At 43.7% G+C, this 19,580-nt stretch carries 18 protein-coding genes; 9 read left to right on the top strand and 9 right to left on the bottom strand.

Annotated features, from left to right (window positions below):
* Genes NPE20_RS10000 through NPE20_RS09985 form a run of 4 tightly spaced genes read left to right on the top strand, consistent with a single transcriptional unit; the run spans nucleotide 1 to nucleotide 5,163 of the window.
* Nucleotides 1-1,461 carry a class I SAM-dependent DNA methyltransferase gene (locus NPE20_RS10000; RefSeq protein ID WP_256538478.1) on the top strand — a complete coding sequence of 487 codons (1,461 nt, stop codon included), beginning with the start codon at nucleotides 1-3 and terminating at the stop codon, nucleotides 1,459-1,461.
* The gene (locus tag NPE20_RS09995) at nucleotides 1,458-2,777 is read left to right on the top strand and encodes a restriction endonuclease subunit S (protein ID WP_256538477.1); all 1,320 of its coding nucleotides are present in this window, start codon (nucleotides 1,458-1,460) and stop codon (nucleotides 2,775-2,777) included. The genes NPE20_RS10000 and NPE20_RS09995 overlap by 4 nt, the downstream gene beginning before the upstream one ends.
* A 36-nt stretch (nucleotides 2,778-2,813) precedes the next feature.
* The gene (locus NPE20_RS09990) at nucleotides 2,814-4,397 is read left to right on the top strand and encodes an AAA family ATPase (protein ID WP_256538476.1); all 1,584 of its coding nucleotides are present in this window, start codon (nucleotides 2,814-2,816) and stop codon (nucleotides 4,395-4,397) included.
* On the top strand, nucleotides 4,381-5,163 hold the full coding sequence (locus NPE20_RS09985; RefSeq protein WP_256538475.1) for an HNH endonuclease family protein: 783 nt from the start codon (nucleotides 4,381-4,383) through the stop codon (nucleotides 5,161-5,163). The genes NPE20_RS09990 and NPE20_RS09985 overlap by 17 nt, the downstream gene beginning before the upstream one ends.
* Nucleotides 5,164-5,736: 573 nt before the next feature.
* Here NPE20_RS09985 and NPE20_RS09980 read toward each other — a convergent pair.
* Entirely contained in the window at nucleotides 5,737-6,006 is a 270-nt protein-coding gene (locus tag NPE20_RS09980) for a hypothetical protein (protein ID WP_256538474.1), read from the bottom strand.
* An 88-nt stretch (nucleotides 6,007-6,094) separates the two neighbouring features.
* On the opposite strand from NPE20_RS09980, the gene NPE20_RS09975 reads away from it, so the two are divergent.
* Genes NPE20_RS09975 through NPE20_RS09960 form a run of 4 tightly spaced genes read left to right on the top strand, consistent with a single transcriptional unit; the run spans nucleotide 6,095 to nucleotide 11,822 of the window.
* On the top strand, nucleotides 6,095-6,391 hold the full coding sequence (locus tag NPE20_RS09975; protein ID WP_256538473.1) for a hypothetical protein: 297 nt from the start codon (nucleotides 6,095-6,097) through the stop codon (nucleotides 6,389-6,391).
* A 10-nt stretch (nucleotides 6,392-6,401) separates the two neighbouring features.
* Nucleotides 6,402-7,127, top strand: a complete 726-nt coding sequence (locus NPE20_RS09970; protein ID WP_256538472.1) for an ImuA family protein — start codon at nucleotides 6,402-6,404, stop codon at nucleotides 7,125-7,127.
* Entirely contained in the window at nucleotides 7,120-8,622 is a 1,503-nt protein-coding gene (locus NPE20_RS09965; protein WP_256538471.1) for a Y-family DNA polymerase, read from the top strand. The genes NPE20_RS09970 and NPE20_RS09965 overlap by 8 nt, the downstream gene beginning before the upstream one ends.
* Entirely contained in the window at nucleotides 8,619-11,822 is a 3,204-nt protein-coding gene (locus tag NPE20_RS09960; RefSeq protein ID WP_256538470.1) for an error-prone DNA polymerase, read from the top strand. The genes NPE20_RS09965 and NPE20_RS09960 overlap by 4 nt, the downstream gene beginning before the upstream one ends.
* A 2-nt stretch (nucleotides 11,823-11,824) precedes the next feature.
* Here NPE20_RS09960 and NPE20_RS09955 read toward each other — a convergent pair whose 3' ends face one another.
* The 5 genes from NPE20_RS09955 to NPE20_RS09935 form a co-directional block, all read right to left on the bottom strand.
* Complete coding sequence (locus NPE20_RS09955) at nucleotides 11,825-12,751, bottom strand: SOS response-associated peptidase family protein (RefSeq protein WP_256538469.1); 927 nt, start codon at nucleotides 12,749-12,751, stop codon at nucleotides 11,825-11,827.
* Nucleotides 12,752-12,753: 2 nt separating this feature from the next.
* Entirely contained in the window at nucleotides 12,754-13,005 is a 252-nt protein-coding gene (locus NPE20_RS09950; protein WP_256538468.1) for a hypothetical protein, read from the bottom strand.
* Nucleotides 13,006-13,076: 71 nt separating this feature from the next.
* Nucleotides 13,077-13,601 (bottom strand): hypothetical protein, encoded by a 525-nt coding sequence (locus NPE20_RS09945; protein ID WP_256538467.1) that lies wholly within the window; start codon nucleotides 13,599-13,601, stop codon nucleotides 13,077-13,079.
* A gap of 113 nt (nucleotides 13,602-13,714) precedes the next feature.
* On the bottom strand, nucleotides 13,715-14,488 hold the full coding sequence (locus NPE20_RS09940) for a DNA-formamidopyrimidine glycosylase family protein (RefSeq protein WP_256538466.1): 774 nt from the start codon (nucleotides 14,486-14,488) through the stop codon (nucleotides 13,715-13,717).
* 38 nt (nucleotides 14,489-14,526) lie between these two features.
* Nucleotides 14,527-14,748 (bottom strand): hypothetical protein, encoded by a 222-nt coding sequence (locus tag NPE20_RS09935; protein WP_256538465.1) that lies wholly within the window; start codon nucleotides 14,746-14,748, stop codon nucleotides 14,527-14,529.
* 96 nt (nucleotides 14,749-14,844) lie between these two features.
* Here NPE20_RS09935 and NPE20_RS09930 point away from each other — a divergent pair, with 96 nt between their 5' ends.
* A complete protein-coding gene (locus NPE20_RS09930) occupies nucleotides 14,845-15,741 on the top strand; it encodes a DUF72 domain-containing protein (RefSeq protein WP_256538464.1) in 897 nt (298 codons plus the stop codon).
* A 201-nt stretch (nucleotides 15,742-15,942) separates the two neighbouring features.
* Here NPE20_RS09930 and NPE20_RS09925 read toward each other — a convergent pair whose 3' ends face one another.
* The 3 genes from NPE20_RS09925 to NPE20_RS09915 form a co-directional block, all read right to left on the bottom strand.
* Nucleotides 15,943-16,818 carry a hypothetical protein gene (locus tag NPE20_RS09925; protein WP_256538463.1) on the bottom strand — a complete coding sequence of 292 codons (876 nt, stop codon included), beginning with the start codon at nucleotides 16,816-16,818 and terminating at the stop codon, nucleotides 15,943-15,945.
* Complete coding sequence (locus NPE20_RS09920; RefSeq protein WP_256538462.1) at nucleotides 16,815-18,791, bottom strand: hypothetical protein; 1,977 nt, start codon at nucleotides 18,789-18,791, stop codon at nucleotides 16,815-16,817. The genes NPE20_RS09925 and NPE20_RS09920 overlap by 4 nt, the downstream gene beginning before the upstream one ends.
* A 336-nt stretch (nucleotides 18,792-19,127) precedes the next feature.
* Nucleotides 19,128-19,379, bottom strand: coding sequence for a helix-turn-helix domain-containing protein (locus tag NPE20_RS09915; RefSeq protein ID WP_256538461.1), 252 nt, complete (start codon nucleotides 19,377-19,379; stop codon nucleotides 19,128-19,130).
* Between the last annotated feature and the right edge of the window lie 201 nt (nucleotides 19,380-19,580).

Here is a 19,580-nt window from a genome sequence, read left to right as displayed (position 1 = left end):
ATGAGTGCAGACGAAATAGCGAATAAACTTTGGAACCTATGTAATGTATTACGGGATGATGGGGTAACCTATCACCAGTATTTGAATGAACTTACTTATATCCTCTTCCTACGCCTCTCAGAACTAAAAAAATTTGAAAGCGAATTGCCGGAAGAATACCGTTGGTCCACTTTAAAAGGATTAACAGATAACAAAGCGCTATTTGACCGGTACCGCGACCTGCTGGCCAATATCAGCAGCAAATCCACCAATGCGACGATCAAGGAGATATACACCAACGCTTCTACCACCCTCCGGAAACCGGTTAACCTAAGAACGCTGATTACCAGCATTGATGCCATTGATTGGTTTGATGAACAGGAACAGGACAAAATCGCCACCATTTACGAAGAACTACTCGAAAAAAACGCCGGCGAAAAGAAAAGCGGCGCGGGGCAATATTTTACCCCCCGTCCCCTGATCAATGTCATGGTGGAACTCCTGGCGCCCAAATTGGGGGAACGCTGGAATGACCCCGCCGCGGGAACATTTGGCTTTATGATTGCCGCCGATCATTACCTCCGTGAAAGACACGATCATTACTACGAATTAAGCGCCAAAGAGCGGAAATTCCAGATCGAAGAAGCTTTTAGCGGTTGCGAACTGGTACAGGATGCACACCGACTGGCCTTAATGAATGCCAAATTACACGGACTTGAAAGTCAGATCGCCATGGGTGATACGTTGTCCGACCTCGGGAAATCATTCAAGAACTTTGACGGCGTGCTGGCCAATCCGCCTTTCGGAACCAAACAAGGCGGTGAACGCCCGTCAAGAGATGACTTTACCTTCGCTACCGCCAATAAACAGCTTAACTTTTTACAGCACATTTACCGCTCCCTTAAAAAGGACGGCAAAGCGAGAGCTGCTGTTGTGCTCCCTGATAATGTTCTTTTCGAAGACGGAGACGGTCGTAAAATACGACAGGACCTGATGGATAAATGTGACTTGCATACCATTTTAAGATTACCAACCGGTATTTTTTATGCCGCAGGCGTAAAAACGAATGTCTTGTTTTTTACGAGGGGAAAGACAGACACTGGAAATACTAAAAACGTATGGTTTTACGATATGAGGACTAACGCTCCCGCCTTCGGTAAACGAACGCCATTTTTGCGGAAAGTATTCGAGGATTTTGTAATTGCATATACCGGTGGGATTAGTTTAGAAAACATCAGGACACAATTCGATGGAATTGTTAGCGATACAGAACGGTCAAAAATTGTTGACCGAGCCTGGAAATGCTTTAGCAGAAAAGAAATTAAATTGCTTGAGGATAATTTGGATTTAGGCCTAACCGAAGACCAAAATTTTGCCGAGAATTTTAACATTGAAGATCCTGCGGAGATAGCAAAAAAAGCTATTGTTGAGCTAAATGCTGTTCAAAAAGAACTGAATGCTATAATAGCCTTGTTAGGATGATGACTGAGCATATACCTGAAAATTGGACCGCGAAACCATTAAAGGAAATTACCGATTTTGTCATTGGCGGGGATTGGGGCGAGCCCACAACAAGCACTAATGGCAACTACAAGGAAGTATTATGTATAAGGGGGAGTGACTTTAAACATTGGAATATTCATAAAGGAGCCAATGCGCTTTCCAGATTTGTTAAATCAGCTAGTTTTGAAAAGCGAAAACTGATAGCAGGAGATATCATAATAGAGATTTCAGGGGGCGGCCCCGACCAGCCGGTGGGCCGTGTTATTTTATTCGATGAGGAAGCTGCAAAAAAACTCGGCATTGAAAAAGTGTGTTCGAATTTTTTAAGATTGCTTAGATTATCCGACTCCGTGAGCAAGGCATATGTGTTTTATTATCTACAATTTCTTTATATTACTGGTGAAGTCGTCAAATATCAGGGCGGTAGCAATAATTTAAGAAATTTGAAATATCCGGCCTATTCTGGTATTAAAATACCATTACCTCCCATAGAAGAACAAAAACAAATTTCCGATATTCTGGACAGAGCATTTCAGCATATAGAAGTTCTGAAACCAAAATTGGATTACTTTTTGGAACGCATTACTAAATTTCGTAGAACAGTAGTAGCTTATGGGATATCTGGGAAGTTTATAGATGACTCATTCGATGCTAATATTATTCCCATCACCATTGGACATATAAATAATAATGCCCCTCCTGGTTGGAAATGGACAAAGCTTACCACCATTGCAAAGCTTGAGTCTGGTCACACGCCAAGAAAAAGTGTCGATGCTTATTGGGACAACGGGAATATTCCTTGGATCTCTCTCCAAGACATCCGGTTGGCTCATGGGAAAATTATTTCGGAAACTAAGTTGATGACTAACGAAAAAGGGATCGCGAATTCGAGTGCACGGATTTTACCCAAAGGAACAGTGTGTTTGTCTAGGGATATTTCTGTGGGTTTTACAACAGTCATGGGCAGGGAAATGGCTACGAGCCAGCATTTTGCAAATTGGATTTGCGGTGAGTGCATACATAACATGTATTTACTCTATGCTTTTATGGCTTCAAGATACTCATTGATAGCGTCAAGTACAGGTACTACAGTTGGTTCAATTTATATGCCGGCATTAAAAGATATGTATATTTTACTTCCCCCAATTGATGTTCAATATTCGATTGCTAAAAAGATTGAAGACTTACTTAAGATCGCCCAGGATATGGAAAATCAATATCAGTCCGTTAAAACCAAAGTAGACAAAATACCACTAGCTCTTCTAACGAAAACCTTCAACGGGAAATTAGTCTAAAAAGGTCACAAGCAATAATTCAATAATCAGCATTAAATGAAAATAAAACAGCTTTGGGTATCTAACTACAAGAATATCGTTGATATCACCTTGGAATTTAAGGCTGATAACATAACCTTGTTGGTTGGACAAAACGGACTTGGTAAGTCTAACTTACTGGAGATTTTAGCAATCATCTTTACTAATCTCGATTTGTTGGAAGCCGAATCCGATTACAATGATTGGCCTTACGACACCGATAATTTTGAATATGACATTTCCTATGAGTGCAAAGGCGCCGACATCCGGATAAACAGTATGGAAGGGATGTTTAAAGTCTTCAAGAAAGGTATAGAACAACCCGGCGATTTACAGGTAATTAATTTTGACGATTTCAAAAAATCTAAACAGCAGTTTTTTTTACCCGATCACATCATTGGATATTATTCCGGTGAGAATAAACGGATAAAATCGATTATTCAAAATCATGAAAAGAAAGTTTTAAGTGATTTAAAAACTAACAAAGGTCTTGACAACGGCTTCAGACGGGTTTTTTTTTCAGAGAACCACCACGGTCAACTGATACTACTGACTTTGTTGCTGTATGCCGACCCCAATAAGGAAGACAATTTTAACGAAGCGGTAGAAAGTCTTATTGAAAATTTTTCAAGTTTTTCGGAGCTCGAAGAGTTTGGATTGCAGTTAAAAAACCCGCCATGGTATAATAGCAATAACAAGAACCACCGCGAACGCGGCATCGATGAATTGGAACAGAACATCATCAAAGCAGACGAGTTTCCTTTTTGGAATGCGAAGGGTAAGGCCAATAAAATGCTGCGGTATTTGTACGATCGCAATATTGCCGAGTTGATCTACTATAATGAAAAAGAATTTTTTGATCAGCCTTATGAGATTATTGAGTTGAACAACATCGATAAAGAACTGATTGCCGAAAATCTGCTCATCACATTCGAGTATCCACTTGACTTTTTCGATGCACTGGAATCGTTGGAACTAATCAATGTTATTTCCTCTATCCACCTAAATGTAAAAGCTAAACAGGACGAAACAACGTTTGATTTTCGGCAGCTAAGCGAAGGGGAACAACAATTAGTTACCGTTTTAGGACTTCTGCTCATTGTCGGAAAAGGCGATTGTTTGTTTTTATTGGATGAGCCGGATACGCACTTAAATCCTACCTGGCAAAGGGATTATGTAAAACTACTAAAACAATTTAACCTTAATGGCCTTAATAGCCATATCATTTTGGCTACCCATAGCCCTTTAATCGTTCAAGCTGCCGAAGACGCAGATATCTTTTTATATAAACGCAACCAAGAAGGAAAGATTGAAATTCTTAATAACAGGGATTTGAAAATCCACAACTGGCGTATCGATCAGGTTTTGGGAAGCGAGTTTTTTGGCTTTCAGAATACCCGTCCGCCTCAGTTGGATGAATTTATGGCCGAGCGAGAGCGATTACTTTCCAAGAGTGAATTAACAAAGGAAGACATTGAAAGTATAAGAGACATGGAAGAAGGAGGAGGCATATTACCCAGTGGTGAAACATTAAATGACTTTCAAGCTATGCACCTAGTTAGAACAATAGCACAGCAAATTAGAAATGATCAGAATCAATAAAGACCCGTATCCTCCAGACGTACGTTATACTCAAAACGGGCACGCTTTTAAAGGCCATATCAAGTGGCGCGTTGCAGAAGCATCAATGTTGGCAGATTTTAGAAATGATCCGCAACCATTTTTAGAAGGCAAATATGAATTTGGTAGAAGTTATGGCTATGTAGAGTTTAGAAACGCACTGGAAAGATGCCAGGGCCCTAAATGTTGCTTTTGTGAAAAACCCATTTCTGGTGGACAAATTGAACATTTCAGGCCTAAAGCCGCCTGGAAGCAAGCAAATGGCACACCATTAAACCGTCCGGGTTATTACTGGTTAGCCTACCGCTGGGACAATATGCTTATTTCCTGCGGGGAATGTAACGCCAGCGGACAAAAGGGAAATCTGTTTCCAGTAGTAGATCCGCGCGGTGCAGCACACTCACATTGCCGTGATGAAGTAAAGACTATCATCAACCCCGCAGAAGAAGACCCCTCTATATGGGTTTCTTTTAATTTAGATCAGCCCGTTGCCGTGAACGACGATGAAAGGGGCAAAGAAAATATCCGGATATTTAAACTGAAAACAAGGGCCGATATTGTACCTATGAGGCGTGACCGATTGGAGCTTTATCAAGCACAGCGGGACATTGCTAGCCTGAGCCAGCCGTTTGGCCCATTTGACGCCTCTAAGATTGCTGCTGCCAAACATTTTATCCGTAAGGCACAAAAAAACAAACATCCCTTCGCCGGAATGATCAGAGAAAATATAAAAAAAGGGATCATTTAATAATTTGACAGCGGAGGCATACGATGCTTTAGGAAAATATGATTAACATATACCAACTTGGAGCTGGTATATATAAATACGCCCCTCAATATTACTTAAATACAACAAAAGACAACATTCTTTGTACTTTTAAAATTTCTAATCCGAACAGTGATCAAACCCGCTCCCTCAGAACTCCAAACTGAAGTAGAAAACCTGCGTAGTTTTTTCACTCGACGTTACCAAGCATTTGAAGGCCAGTACCAATTGGTCAGCGCAACGCGATCACAGCTGGGGGACAAAGCAATTGTATAATATTTATCAGGATGTTGAAGAACTGTTAAAAGCATCCGGAAAAAAGTTGCCGATATACTTATTGAACGGACGATCACCTTTGGGGAACTTCAACGATCGTTGATGCAGCACATGCTATCAATTAAAGGATAACTGAACATTATCTACCCATAACCTAATTGAGTGCCTTATCACGATTTGATTCTATTAAACAACAACCTCCAAAGAATACCATTGTAAAACGTAGCAAAAGTAATTACCCATCGAAGTTTATTTATTACATCAGTACGTTAACCTGCATTAGCGGCTGTTTACGATTCTTAACAATTCTTCCATTTCCTTGCGATTTCCGGTAATAACGCCGGCTATTTCTTCCTGCTCGGTAACGGCTAAGGCGTCGCCATCATAAATCCAGTCGTCATTCGCATCTACAAGAATGCGTCCAATCCATTTTTCTTCCAGCGCATCGTACAGATGATAGCCTTCGCCATCGTTTGGAAAAATTCGAACCCACCGGCCTTCATTTGTTTTGGCCGTCTTGGTAATTTCTGGGAACAATTGACTTTTCATAAAACAAATGTGCAGAAAAAAATGTAAAAAAGATATGTATAATGCTAAAAATATTAGCATAACTTTATAGTCCTCAAATTTGGCAATCATGGTACCTTTTAATTTACAACTCGAACTTGCAAATAAGCTAACAACGCTTTCTGCTGAACAGCTTGATCAACTTGCTGACACAGATGGTTTTATGAGTTATCAAATAAGAACTTTCAACGATAGCTCGATTGTGTATGTGAATATTGAAGATGAGCCGCTGTCGCCGGAAGAAATTATTGGCTATAGTCTGGATGAGGTTTTTTCATTGGAAGAGGTGAAAGCCATCGCGGCGGCCATCCGGGAATACAACAGCAATCGCAAACTGAATTTTGACCAAATGGCATTTGACTTTTAATTATCGAACCATGTCTCCAACAAAAGAAGAAATTATCAGCAAACTCCGTCAGGAGATGATCCGTTGGGAAGGTTTTCGGGCGCCCCAACCCGGTACGAGCAATGACCTGGGCTTAGGAGCAGTAGCATTCGCATTTCCCGATGGCGTCTTTCCAACCGGGGCAATCCATGAGTTTATTAGCAATAGTCCGGAAAATACCGCTGCCAGCGGCGGTTTTATCACCGGCCTTGTTCAAAAATTATTAAGCAACGGCGGTGCCTGCCTTTGGATTAGCTATACCCGCCGCATCTATCCCCCGGCGCTGAAACTGTTTGGCGTAGATCCTGATAGGGTTATTTTTGTTGATGTTCCATTGCAAAAAGATGTGCTTTGGGTAACAGAGGAAGCCTTGAAATGTGAAGGTGTCGCTACGGTTATCTGCGAGACTAAAGATTTAAGCTTTACGGAATCCCAACGATTACAGTTAGCCGTTGAAAAAAGTCACGCAACGGGTTTTATACTCCGAAAGGACGTAAAGAAAGCCAATACAACCGCCTGTGTAACCCGCTGGCAAATCCGTCCCGTTCGCAGCCATCTGAGGATTGGTATGCCTGGTGTAGGTCATCCGCGCTGGCAGGTTGAATTACTCAAAGTTAGAAATGGTAAGCCCGGTAACTGGACAATTGAGTGGAAAAAACAAAGCTTTCAAACAGTTACCGCTCCTCAAATCATCGAACCAAAACGTCGTTATGCCTAAACGCTTTGCATCCATATGGTTCCGGCATTTATTAACCGACCAAAAGGCGATTCGCCAGCCTGGTCTGAAAGGGAAGGCTTATGTCTTCGCTGAACCGGATCATGGACGCATGCTTATCATGGCAGTCACCGATGCGGCACGTAAATATGGGGTAACGGAGGGCATGACCGTAGCAGATGCACGTGTTATCGCGCCGGATTTGCATGTTTTCGATGGCAAAGCGGGACGAAACCTCAAGTTATTAACTGCTCTCGCTGAATGGTTCCTGCGTTATACGCCGCTCGTGCAGCTTGATCCGCCAGATGGCTTGCTGTTGGATATAACCGGCTGTACGCATCTAAAGGGCGGAGAAAAAGCCTACTTACAGGAAATCGTCGCGCGACTGAAAGCTATAGGTTATGACGTTCGGCCAGCCATTGCCGATACGATTGGGGCGGCGTGGGGTGTCGCCCGTTGCGCCACTTCGGGTCTTATTGTTCCAGTCGGCGAGCACCGTAATGCGCTAATGCCTTTACCGCCATCTGCGCTCCGTTTAGCCATGGACCAACTCATGAAGCTGCGGAACCTGGGTATGCATCAGATCAGTAGTTTTATATACATGCCTAATTCGGTGTTGAGGCGCCGCTTTGGTAAAAATATGGTGCTGCGTTTGCATCAGGCGCTCGGGCAGGAAGTCGAATATTTATTCCCAATCAAAGAACCGGTTCCCTACAGTGAACGTTTGGAATGCCTGGAAGCGATTCGTACCCGACCGGCCATCGAGATCGCCCTGAATAATTTGCTGGAGCGTTTATGCAAACGGCTTTACGGCGAAGGATTAGGTTTGCGTTCCGCCACGCTGACCTGGTACCGGATCGATGGAAAAAACGGCAAAATTACCATCGGGACCAACCATGCGAGCAACCGGGTTCAACATCTGTTTAAGCTTTTTTTTAATCATTTAGATACCGTCGCTCCTGGTTTGGGAATCGAGTTATTTACCCTGGATGCCAACAAAACAGAACCTATAAGTGATAAGCAAAGCGAGCTTTGGTCGGCTAAAGGTGGTGTGGATAGTACAGAAGTCGCTGAGTTACTTGATCGGGTTGCCGGCCGAATCGGCACGGCGCATATTAACCGATATTTGCCCGGAGAACATTACTGGCCGGAACGTACACCGCAGGCTAATGCGGATATTAAAAAGGCACCCGAAAGCGAATGGCGTACGGATAAACCCCGTCCCATGCAAATTCTCGATAAACCGGAACCTATTGAGGCAATGGCGCTGACACCCGATTACCCGCCAAAGCTATTTATCTGGAAAGGCGAGCAGCATGTCATTGTTGGTGCCGACGGCCCCGAACGCATTGAGCGTGAATGGTGGCTCGAACCGGGCGAGCACCGGGATTATTATGTTGCGGAAGATGAAGCAGGCCGGCGGTATTGGTTATTTCGTTCAGGCCATTATAACGCGGAAAATAACCAACACTGGTATTTACATGGATTTTTCGCATGAGCTACGTAGAATTACAGATAACCAGCAATTTTACCTTTCGGCTTGGCGGCAGCCACCCGGAAGAACTTGTCGACCAGGCAGCTGATCTTGGCTACGATGCGATTGGTATCACGGATCGCAATACTTTCGCCGGAGTGGTACGTGCCTATCAGGTTGCAAAAGACCGTAACATCCGGTTGGTTCCGGGTGTGCGCCTCGATTTGCTGGACGGCCCAAGCTTATTGGCCTATCCAACCGATAAAGAAGCTTATGGCCGGTTATCTGCCCTGCTTACGATCGGGAACCTCCGTGCTGAAAAAGAGCAATGTCACATTTCTAAAAGAGATGTTTACCAGCATGCTGAGGGCAGTTATTTTATTATTATACCCCCCGACAAGATCGGCCAGGATTTCGAATTTGAGCTCATCTTTTCGCACCACGTACAGGATTATCGTAAAAATCTGCCTAACCTTTATTTAGCGGCCACCAAATACTATACAGGGAATGACGCTAAGCGCCTGTTCCTTTTAGCCGAATTGAATATTCCATTAGTTGCCACCAATGATGTACATTATCACAACGCAGACAGGCGGGAGCTGCAAGACATACTTACCTGCATCCGGGAAAAGTGCACTATTTTTAATGCGGGATATAAGCTCCATCAAAATGCCGAGCGGCATCTCAAGGAAAAAAAGGAAATGGAGCGCCTGTTCCGTAATTACCCCGAAGCCATCATCAATTCCCGCAAAATAGCAGATGCCTGCCAGTTCGATCTCAAGTCACTGAAGTATAAATATCCGAATGAATTGACTACGGAAGGCCGAGCACCGCAGCAGCAATTGGAACACCTCGCCTGGAAAGGGGCTAATACTTGTTATAATGGTAATGTTCCCGAAAAAGTGGTGAACGCCATTAAGGAAGAACTGGCAATTATCGCTGAACTCGATGTTGCTGATTATTTTTTGACTGTCGAAGATTATGTTACCTGGGCACGCGGCCAACACATACTTTGCCAGGGGCGTGGCTCAGCCGCAAATTCAGCGGTTTGCTTTGTACTTGGGATAACCTCGGTTGCTCCGGACAAATCTAATCTGCTTTTTGCCCGCTTCCTTTCCAAAGAACGGAATGAACCGCCCGATATCGATGTGGACTTCGAACATGAGCGTCGCGAAGAAGTGATCCAATATGTGTATAATCGCTTCGGCCGTGACCGCGCAGCAATTTTGCCCACCGTATTTACCCTTCACTATAAAGGTGCGGTAAATGACGTAGGCCGGGCAATGGGTTTATCCATCGATGTGGTTAAACAACTATCGGATGCTTACGGAGATCTTTCCGATGAAGAGATTACGCCACAGCAAGTGAGCGCTTTAGGCCTTAATCACAAAGATCCCCACTTGCTGAAAGTGCTTGAGCTTACGGCATTACTGATAGGTTTTCCCCGGCAGCTCGGCCAGCACACCGGTGGCTTTGTTATCACCGATGGTAAACTCAGTGACCTGTGCCCGATCTTTCATGCACGTATGGAAAACCGTACCAATATCGAGTGGAACAAGGATGATATCGATGCGCTCGGATTTATGAAAGTCGATGTCCTGGCTTTAGGTATGCTAACCTGTATCCGCAAGGCTTTCGATCTTGTCAAAAGTCATTATGGCATCACCCTAACCCTGGCCAATATCCCCCAGGATGATCCTAAGGTTTACGAAATGATCACAGCCGCTGATACGCTCGGTGTATTTCAAATCGAGAGCCGTGCACAAATGTCCATGCTGCCCCGTATGAAACCAACCTGCTTTTATGACCTGGTGATCGAGGTCGCTATTGTACGGCCCGGGCCCATACAAGGGGACATGGTGCATCCCTATATCAGGCGAAGGAACGGCGAAGAAGAGGTTGATTACCCTTCAGAAGAAATCCGCTCCATTCTTGAACGTACGCTTGGCGTGCCGCTGTTCCAGGAACAAGCGATGGAACTGGCTATAGTTGCTGCCGGCTTTACCCCAGGCGAGGCCGACCTGCTTCGCCGAACGATGGCCACCTTTAAATTCAACGGTATGGTTAGCAAGTTCGAGCATAAACTGATCAACGGGATGACCTCACGTGGTTATACGGAAGAGTATGCACGTCGCATTTTCAAACAACTGGAAGGTTTTGGAAGCTACGGTTTCCCAGAAAGTCATGCCGCCAGTTTTGCCTTGTTGGTTTATGTTTCCTGCTGGCTGAAATTTTACTATCCCGAGGTGTTTTGCGCGGCGCTGCTTAACAGCCAGCCCATGGGTTTTTACCAGCCTGCACAGATTGTCCGCAACGCACGCGAACACGGGGTAATGGTTCTTCATCCTGATGTGAACCATTCGCAGTGGGACAGTATGCTGGAACCCAAACAGGGTAAGTATTTTGTTGTGCGATTGGGTTTCCGGGAAATCGACGGTATCCGGCAAGAGGAGATGGAAAAATTGGTGGCCGGCAGAATAAAACCATATACTGAACCGCACCAAATTTGCGATGCGGGAGTCAGTGTGGCAACCATGGAAAAATTAGCCAACGCCGACACTTTCCGATCGATGGATCTTGACCGTAGGCGTGCCCTCTGGGAGGTCTCTGCCCTTCATGACCGCCCTGTGCAGCTCATGCAAGGTCAGTCGTCCGAAAGCATTTACGAGCCGGAAGTCGATCTTCCGACATTACGTTTATCGGAACATGTGGTACAGGATTATGCCACTATCGGGTTATCGGTTAAAGGCCATCCGCTTAGTTTTATTCGCCATCAGCTGGAAATGTTGCATATCAAAACCGCCAAAGAAGCCAACCAAACGGAAAATAAAACGTTAATTAAAACCGCTGGGCTGATCCTTATTCGTCAACGTCCCGGTACTGCTAAAGGTGTCTGCTTTATTACGTTGGAAGATGAAACCGGAACTACTAACCTCGTCGTGTTCCCCAAGCTCTTTGATAAATACCGGAAGGAAATCTTACATGCCCGTTTGCTTATGGTAGAGGGAGTAGTAGAACGTACGGAGGTTACGCATATCATCGTCAGACGCATCTTTAATATCACCAAACTATTGGGTGACCTGACCACTATTCGTAATGAAAAGCAGCCTGTGCTGACACTATCACGCGCTGACGAAAAAGCATCGCCATTTATTCCTATGGACAAGCCGCTTAAAACTCAGCAAGCGGAAGATGTTATTCATAAAGGCAGAAATTTCAGATAAATTTAGCTGAACAAATCGCCTTGTTTTTTCACGGCAGGAGGATAAGAGGTTTTAACGGCTTCTTCCACTTTTGTCCCTTCCTCTCCACCGTGCAGCACAGGCTCTAAATCTCGCGGCCAGTGATTAAATTCCAATTCTTCCGTGTCGATAAAACTAGTATTTACGGGCTCCAATTCAGGATAATCCAGCGGTGTAGCTTCGAGCGTTGTCCGGTAGTCGCGGTCAATCGTGCAGAATTCAAGTAACCTCGACGGGATCTGGGTACGCGCGATCTGCGTTAAACGCTCTTCGCCTGGCTTTTCCATCAGCCATTCCCAGGCAAGGTCCTCCGTCAGGATGGTGGGCATGCGTTTCTTTGAATTGTGGATCTGATCCATTACGATATTCGAACCTGTGATTCCGAATGCCACCGTGTTTACGAATTGACTTGTTTCAGGATCTAACCACTCATTATACAAGCCAGGCAAATAAAAGTATTCCTGGTCCTTAACGCCAACCTGATAAGGGTATTTGATCATTTCCTTTAGTTCCTGGCCTTTCTTGCCGATCTTAGGAATGTGTCGTGACTCGACGATACCTGTGGATAAAACCAGGCAGCGACGATTTTTGGCAGCATCTGCCCACATGGAGCGCTTGCCATCCTCTTTAACAAAAAGATTCTCCGATTTAAAATTGAGCGTTGTGTATTTTGCCCGAAAAACATTAGCCTCTGCCCGTGTTTTTATAAAGCCGGGTACGTATCCCCATTCTGCCTGAACAATATCAAAGTCCTTCCCGTCTTCTGACTGAACCAATATCGCGCAAGGCGCGTAATTGAACCCATTATGCACGCCGACGTTCAAAAAGTTATAGTTTTTGATCGCCTTTTCTATTGACTTTAGCCGGATATACTCGGACCTGGTTACTTTTTGCCCGTTATAATAACACATATCTATTTCTTTTTATTCCTGATATGACCGGCAATCAGCTTGCCAATCTCTTCTGCTTCCTCTTGCCTGCCTTCAGGGATCGATGTCCAGAACTTTTTATCGAACCTGTTCAGGCCTACCGTTATTGTGAGCGGTTTTCTTACGCCGTTAAAATCGATGTAAAAGATGCGCTTATCCTTGATGTCGTGCTCAGCTACTTTGATTCGCGTCCCCTCATATTCAAGTTCAAAAGGCGGTTCTATCTCCCTCATCATTTAAAGTTACGATTTTTAAACCTGATAGTAAGAAATGTAAAAGTTGGAATTTTATACTAATTCTTATCGGGTCAATGACTCTTTGCTTCAATTGCCTGCCGGATCGAAACGAACACATCCTCTTCTAAAGCTTCACCTGACACCTGCTGCCATCCCCCGTTATGCTGCAGTTCGGCGATCAGTTTACCGTCATACGCAACTTTGAATCTATCTCCCGCTGGCGTCACCTCGAAGCTGTTCATCCCGCCATGGTAAAATGCCTGCACGTAGAAACCGGCAGTATTTTCTTCTTTTTCTTCAAGCTGCTGTATATGTTCAGCGACCTGTGATTGCTCGTCCTCGTCGAGAAAATCCCCAAGATAAACCCATTCCCATTTATCATCCTGTTTGTGAGCAAACGATCCTATCTCCGTTGTATCACCAGGATTGTCTTCAGTATATTCACCGGCAGGATCATTGTGACGCGTCGCCTGCAATTGATATACACCAGCATAAACCTGTTTGCCGTCTTCCAGATAGGTTACAGGCTCTACTTCCACGTAAAGTTTTGTTCCGTCCGTGCGTGTCAATTCGAATGAAGATATCGCAATTGTCATATCGTTGATTATTAACTGATAATAAGACAACACACATAAGGCCTTTGTTTTGCTATGCCCAAACTTCGCAATGCTACTGATGTCGGAAGACCACAACGAGCGATCTAATAGCGCTACTCAAAGAGTATTTGGCTCTCCGTATAATAGGTTTTTCGTTTATTGATTTCCGCTTTAAGAATATCTTCCCCGGCCAGCGTCTGCGTTTGTTTTGGCCGATGCACCTGAAGAAAGTCGCGCTCTTTTTCTGTGATCGTATCAGGGAAATTTTGCATGATGTGATCTTCTGCGTCAGTCAGAACCGTTTCAATGGCTTTTGTGAGCACCGCTATTTTATCTTCCGGTATTCTATTGGCTACTGAAAATGGTGAGATCTTCGCTTCATAGAGGATCTCGTCTACATAAGCATTTCCTATTCCCCTGACTATTTTTCCTTCGGTCAATACGGTTTTGATCGGGTGCGAAATCTTTTTCAACGCCGTATTCAGGTAACCAGAGGGCATATCCATGGCATCAGGAACCTTCGTTGGTTTTGGATCAAGCGTGATGATCACTGCTTTCTGCCAGTCCGTAATGGCCAGTCCGGTTCCATCAGAAAACAAGAGCTCAACGATCGTAAATTTGTTTTCATTCGTCTTATCATACCAGAACATGGTTCCATGCAGCATCAAATGGAGGCCCAATACCCGCCCGTTTTTGAAGGAGAAATGTAATTCTTTACCTTCTCTTCGAATGGCAACTAACTGCTGTCCTTCGAAAGCTTCTTTCAGATCAGATTCCGGCACCTTGAGTCTCCTGGGCACGAGTATCGTGATCGTATCAAGTGTTTTACCAACAAGGCGCTTACTAAGGTTTTTATTAAAAATATTTAAGTCTGGAATTTCCGGCATATGACAAATGTAGATAATCGTATACTTACTGTAATTTATTAATTGTAATGGCTCTCGATTTTTTTACCGATCTCATCAATGATACTTTGTGGTAATATTACGCCTGATGCCTGAATCCAATTCAGTTCGTCAGTATGTTCGACTGAAGCCATCCACTTTCCATTAAAAAAAATTTCATAACTGCGTTCAGCCATACTTGCTTCGCAATGGATTATTTCATCACCATAAACTATACCGAATCCAATAACCGGGTTTGCCATTACCACCAATGTAAAAAACTGCAATTACAAATGCAATTGCGGATTATATAAACAACCCAATGTACAACTTGTGTTCTTAACTGTTTACTTTGCAATATGGAATTTGGCAGAGTTGAGTCTTCAGAACTATCGGATATTGACTTTGGGCTACCGGTTGATTCTGATCTAACGAATAAAACGCTTGCGGCGTCAGATAATAAGGATAACCTAACTATTCAAGTTGGCTGTACGAGATGGGGAAACCGGGGATGGGTAGGTCGCATATATCCGCCAAAAACGCCTGATAAAGAGCTTCTAAATGAGTACTGTAAACACTTTAACACCATAGAGCTAAACGCATCATTTTACGTTATTCCCAAATTGGATGATGTAAAAAGATGGAGAGAACAAGTCGATGGCAGGCCCGATTTTAGGTTTTGCCCCCGATTTCCTCAAACTATCACCCATATACGGAGGCTTAGGAATGCGGAAGTGCAGACGGCGCAGTTCTACGAAGCCATTCATGGGTTTGGAGACAAACTTGGCGCTTTAATGTTACAGGTTGGAGAGAACTTAAGCCCCAAAGATTTTGATCACTTGAAATCGTACCTGGAAGCGCTGCCGGCAAACCCACCGGTTTTCCTGGAGGTTCGAAATAAGGAGTGGTTCAAAGAGGGGGATGCCAGGTTAAGACTTTTTAAGATGCTGCACGACCTGAAAGTCGGGGCCGTGATAACCGACAGCGCAGGCCGAAGAGATTGTGTCCACATGGAATTGCCAACGCCTCACACGATGATACGTTTTGTGGGAAGCAACTTACACCGCACTGACTACACCCGTGCAGACGCATGGGTGCAACGGGTCAAACGCTGGAGAGAAAAAGGCTTAAAGACGCTGTGGTTTTTCGTACACCAGCTGGACGAGAATAAAAGTCCTGAAATGTGCGACTACATTATTAAACAATTGAATAAAGAGCTGGGCATGAACCTTACGCCTCCCAAATTTTTAAAGTAGACGAAAATTATTTCTTTCGTCTGTTTTGGACGCCGGAGGTCTTTAGCTTACTATTCTTTTTATCAATCGCCACGTGTCTTCATCCGTTTCATATCTAGAAACGTGGTTGGAGTAGCTTTTTACAATCGTCGCTCATACTATTTTACATATATAATAGTGGCGGGCTCCATCCAATACAAGTTTATAGCCCGCCAAAATCAGTTATTTTTTTGGAAGTTTATCAGGATCGAGAACCACGCCCGGATCTACTGTTACCCAATCGTCAAAATTCGAATCTTTGGCCAGCCCAAGTTCACCTGCTTTGGCCTGTTTTTTAGCCAGCCGTGCAAAGATAACCGGGTGTTGCAATGTGAATTTATAATGACCCGCCGACTTTTTGGCTACTTTTACCCCAACGGATGCACTATCCAAAATTTTTGCTGCTATTGTAGATCCTTGCCAGCCAAATTTGGCATCGATCGAGGTTGAAGTTGTATCAGCCAGAGTGATATCTACTTCCATACTTTGAATCACGCAATCCCCAACGATCAGCACCATCTGTCCGCTATTAAACAATTGATACTGACGGGAGGAATGATCCAATTTTGTAAGATAATCCTGCATAACACTTTTACGCAGCTGTCTTATGTACACGGAGCCAAGTGTTAGTTCCAGATGCTTTACCGTATTCTTGTTGAAATTCCCGTTTAGACCGATGATTTTCATGATTTTTGGGAGGATAAGGTTGAATCCTACCTGGTCATTCACATCCTGACTTAATGTAATCTGCCGGCCATTATCTCCACCGGCCGCAAAACCATTCATTGTGAGCCATGCGGCGTCACCCGAGGCGGGCGCCTTCTGGCCAATGCAACTATACATATCGCACTCGAAATTTTTCGAATCCGTATTTTTCATATATGTCGTGATAAGACCATAATTGTCGGTCGGCGTATTAAAAAATTGAAAGCCCCTTAGGTCTTTCTTGAACTCATTCTTAATCACGTTCATCAAAATTTCGTTGTAATTCTGAGCATGTAAGTGGGTAGCGGCCAACAACATAGCGGCACATAACCCGAGTTTGATTGTTTTTTTCATGGATTTTTTAATATGATAAGTTGTTTAAAATTTGATTTGAAGTCTTCAATACTTTGAATAACAACCGGTCCTGCCGGCGTGGAAAACGATATGGAAATTTCCTTAAATTTTGCCGGCTGCCACCAGGGTACGGATTCAGATATTTTAAAAAAACGTCCATCAACGCAGGCAAGACCGCACAGGCCCTCTCTCGTTTCGCCATCTTGAATAGTTTTTCGGCCGAATGGCATGCCATCGAATTTTGAAGCGCTAATCCCGGCATTCGAAAGTTTAAGATTTGTTATCGGGACGATCTCGCCGGAAATTAATTCCGCGTAATTTTCAGTTTGCAGTAATTTTAACATGTTGACAGTTCCGCCCGATTCAAATTTGCCGATCAGGCCACTATCAATGTCGGTACCCAATAATACACGCAGTCGGGTTTCCGATGCTGTAACAGGTTCGGCCTGTTTTGAACGCCAGTATGCCTTGGCTATATAGATTTTCGTCGCTACGTCAGGCGTGGCAAAGCTTGTGCCCGTATCAGTTGGCAGGATTGTCCTGCCAGACCAGCCAACTCCAAGCCCGGCAGTCGTGATATGCCTGCCATGGGATCCTACAAAAACACCTTTATTTAACCGGTTACCAATGATCATTGCCCCATTGTCCGTATACGTATTGAAATAATCATTAATGGGCTGTATCTCGCCAACCAACAACCCTTTATCCACCAGGACATTTTTGATCTTATCTTCAATTTCCCCGCTTTCGTTCAGTGCCGCGGTAACCAAACTCGTCGGCGGATTCTTATAAAGCCTCGGCATTATGCCTTTCAGTTCCATATTTGACCAAAAAGAACTTGATATGACATCCGGCTTATCTCGATAGTAGTAACCAAAAAGCGCGTGCAGGTAAACTTCAGGTATACAGTTCTCACAAAGCGCGTAGGCGTAAAGTGATGTATCGACATTCTTTAATAAGTTCGCTTCGTTGCTTAATTCAACGTCACTAAGATTTTTTGAACCAGTGCCGGACGAAGCGAAATAATTCTCTATCACCGTCTTTCCAAACGCTAAATTGTCAAAATAATTGATAGGCACCGCGCGAATCGACAACCCGCTCGTGTCCAGACCGTATGCAGCAAAACGGGCATTGATGACATCTAATACCTTTTTTCCGTGCGTGGACCGCGCGTTAAAATTATCGAAGACATAATACGTGCCGAAGTTCTTTTTGTCGAGGGTTGCCAATAACCGCGCCACGGATGAATCTACAGCCGCGGGCGGGATTTTCAAATCAGTAGGAGTGCCTTGGTGATCGGGAAAGCGTACCATCGAGATGTGCACGCTGTCAAGCGTTATCAACGCTTGTCCGTAAAGCTGGCGGTAAAGCTTTTTGGAAAGCTTTGACTTTACAAGTGCGAGATCAGCCGGACTGAGTTTATAGGCGTATAATCCTCCATTAGAAAATTGAATGTTCTGCTCGGCAGTGGTTAAGTTTGACTTAGCTGCCGAATCCGTGGATAATATATACGCCTGGCTGATATAAGGGTCAAAAAACTGCGTAAATGCTTTAGTACTGTTCCTGGACCTGGTAATAGGTAATCGAGGTAGCCTAATTTGCGTACCTACTACTAACGTATTCTGTGCATCCAGCCCATTTAAATTATGAATTACCGAAACCAGGGCCTGATAGGAATGGTTGTTTTTTTCCGCTACGACGTCGTAATTATCCTTGATCAGCCGGCTTATATTTTCATCTGCACGTATCGTAACCGTTTTATAAAAACCATTTCGTCGGGCGATATCGCTCATGATATTTATAAACGTGACCTTAATCTCGGGAGTTATCTGCGACCAGTCGATGTAAAAAACTGTGCTGTCTTTTGCACTGTTAAATACAGTTGTATCCACCGTAATCCGCGACTGAGCAACGATGACGTGTGACATTGTTATAAAAAATAAAATACAGAATATATTTTTTATAGTCTTCATAGACTATGAGAGGTTGGTTAACTCTAATCTACGTGTTAATACTTAAATATCAATACTTTATAAATAATAAAGATATATTATTTAAAGATGGATGTCGCTATTTAGGGAACTTACCTGTTATCGTAATATTCACGTTTAACATCCTGAATTAACATTGTTGTTTCAGGATAGGAATAAAACTGTTTATCTCTTAGAAAAAGATTACGTTGGATCTATTTATCAGAATGCAAAATGACATGGAATGAATAACATACCCGTTAGGGATTGCGTGAAAAGCCCACAGCAGTGGCGAGGACTTGCAACAAAAGCCCGGGCCGCAGGCAACGGCATGATTTTTTACAAATATCTGTTTGGTTTTTCAGGAAGGAAATCTTTAGGGGAAAGTCCGAAATGGTCTGCTAACTTATCGATATGGTTTACATTGTACTTCGCCCGCTCCCTTTTATCTTCTACTTTGTTCACGAAAGATCTTCCGACTCCTAAAATTACAGCAATGTCAGCTTGAGTTAGCTGACGTTTAATACGTAATTCAGTCACAAAGTCAATTATGTGTTGTTCGATAGCTGATATTTTAGCGGTTTCCGACATCAGCTATAAAAGAATACAAAAAAAATCCACAACATACCCCACATGTGGGGTATGTTTTTTAACTTAGCTCAAATCATAAGATTTAAATTATTTTTGCAGTTCTAAATAGAACAATAAGGACTGCTAACGAGCCTCGCTGCGAAATCTGGTAAATTAACCCGCGATGGTAAGTGTAGCCTCCGTTCCCTATACTAATAGGGC

This window comes from Mucilaginibacter aquariorum (genome assembly GCF_024498135.1).
GTDB classification, from domain to species: Bacteria; Bacteroidota; Bacteroidia; order Sphingobacteriales; family Sphingobacteriaceae; genus Mucilaginibacter; species Mucilaginibacter aquariorum.
The sequence above is the reverse complement of the archived record's forward strand: the minus strand, read 5'-3'. Positions and strand labels throughout refer to the sequence as shown.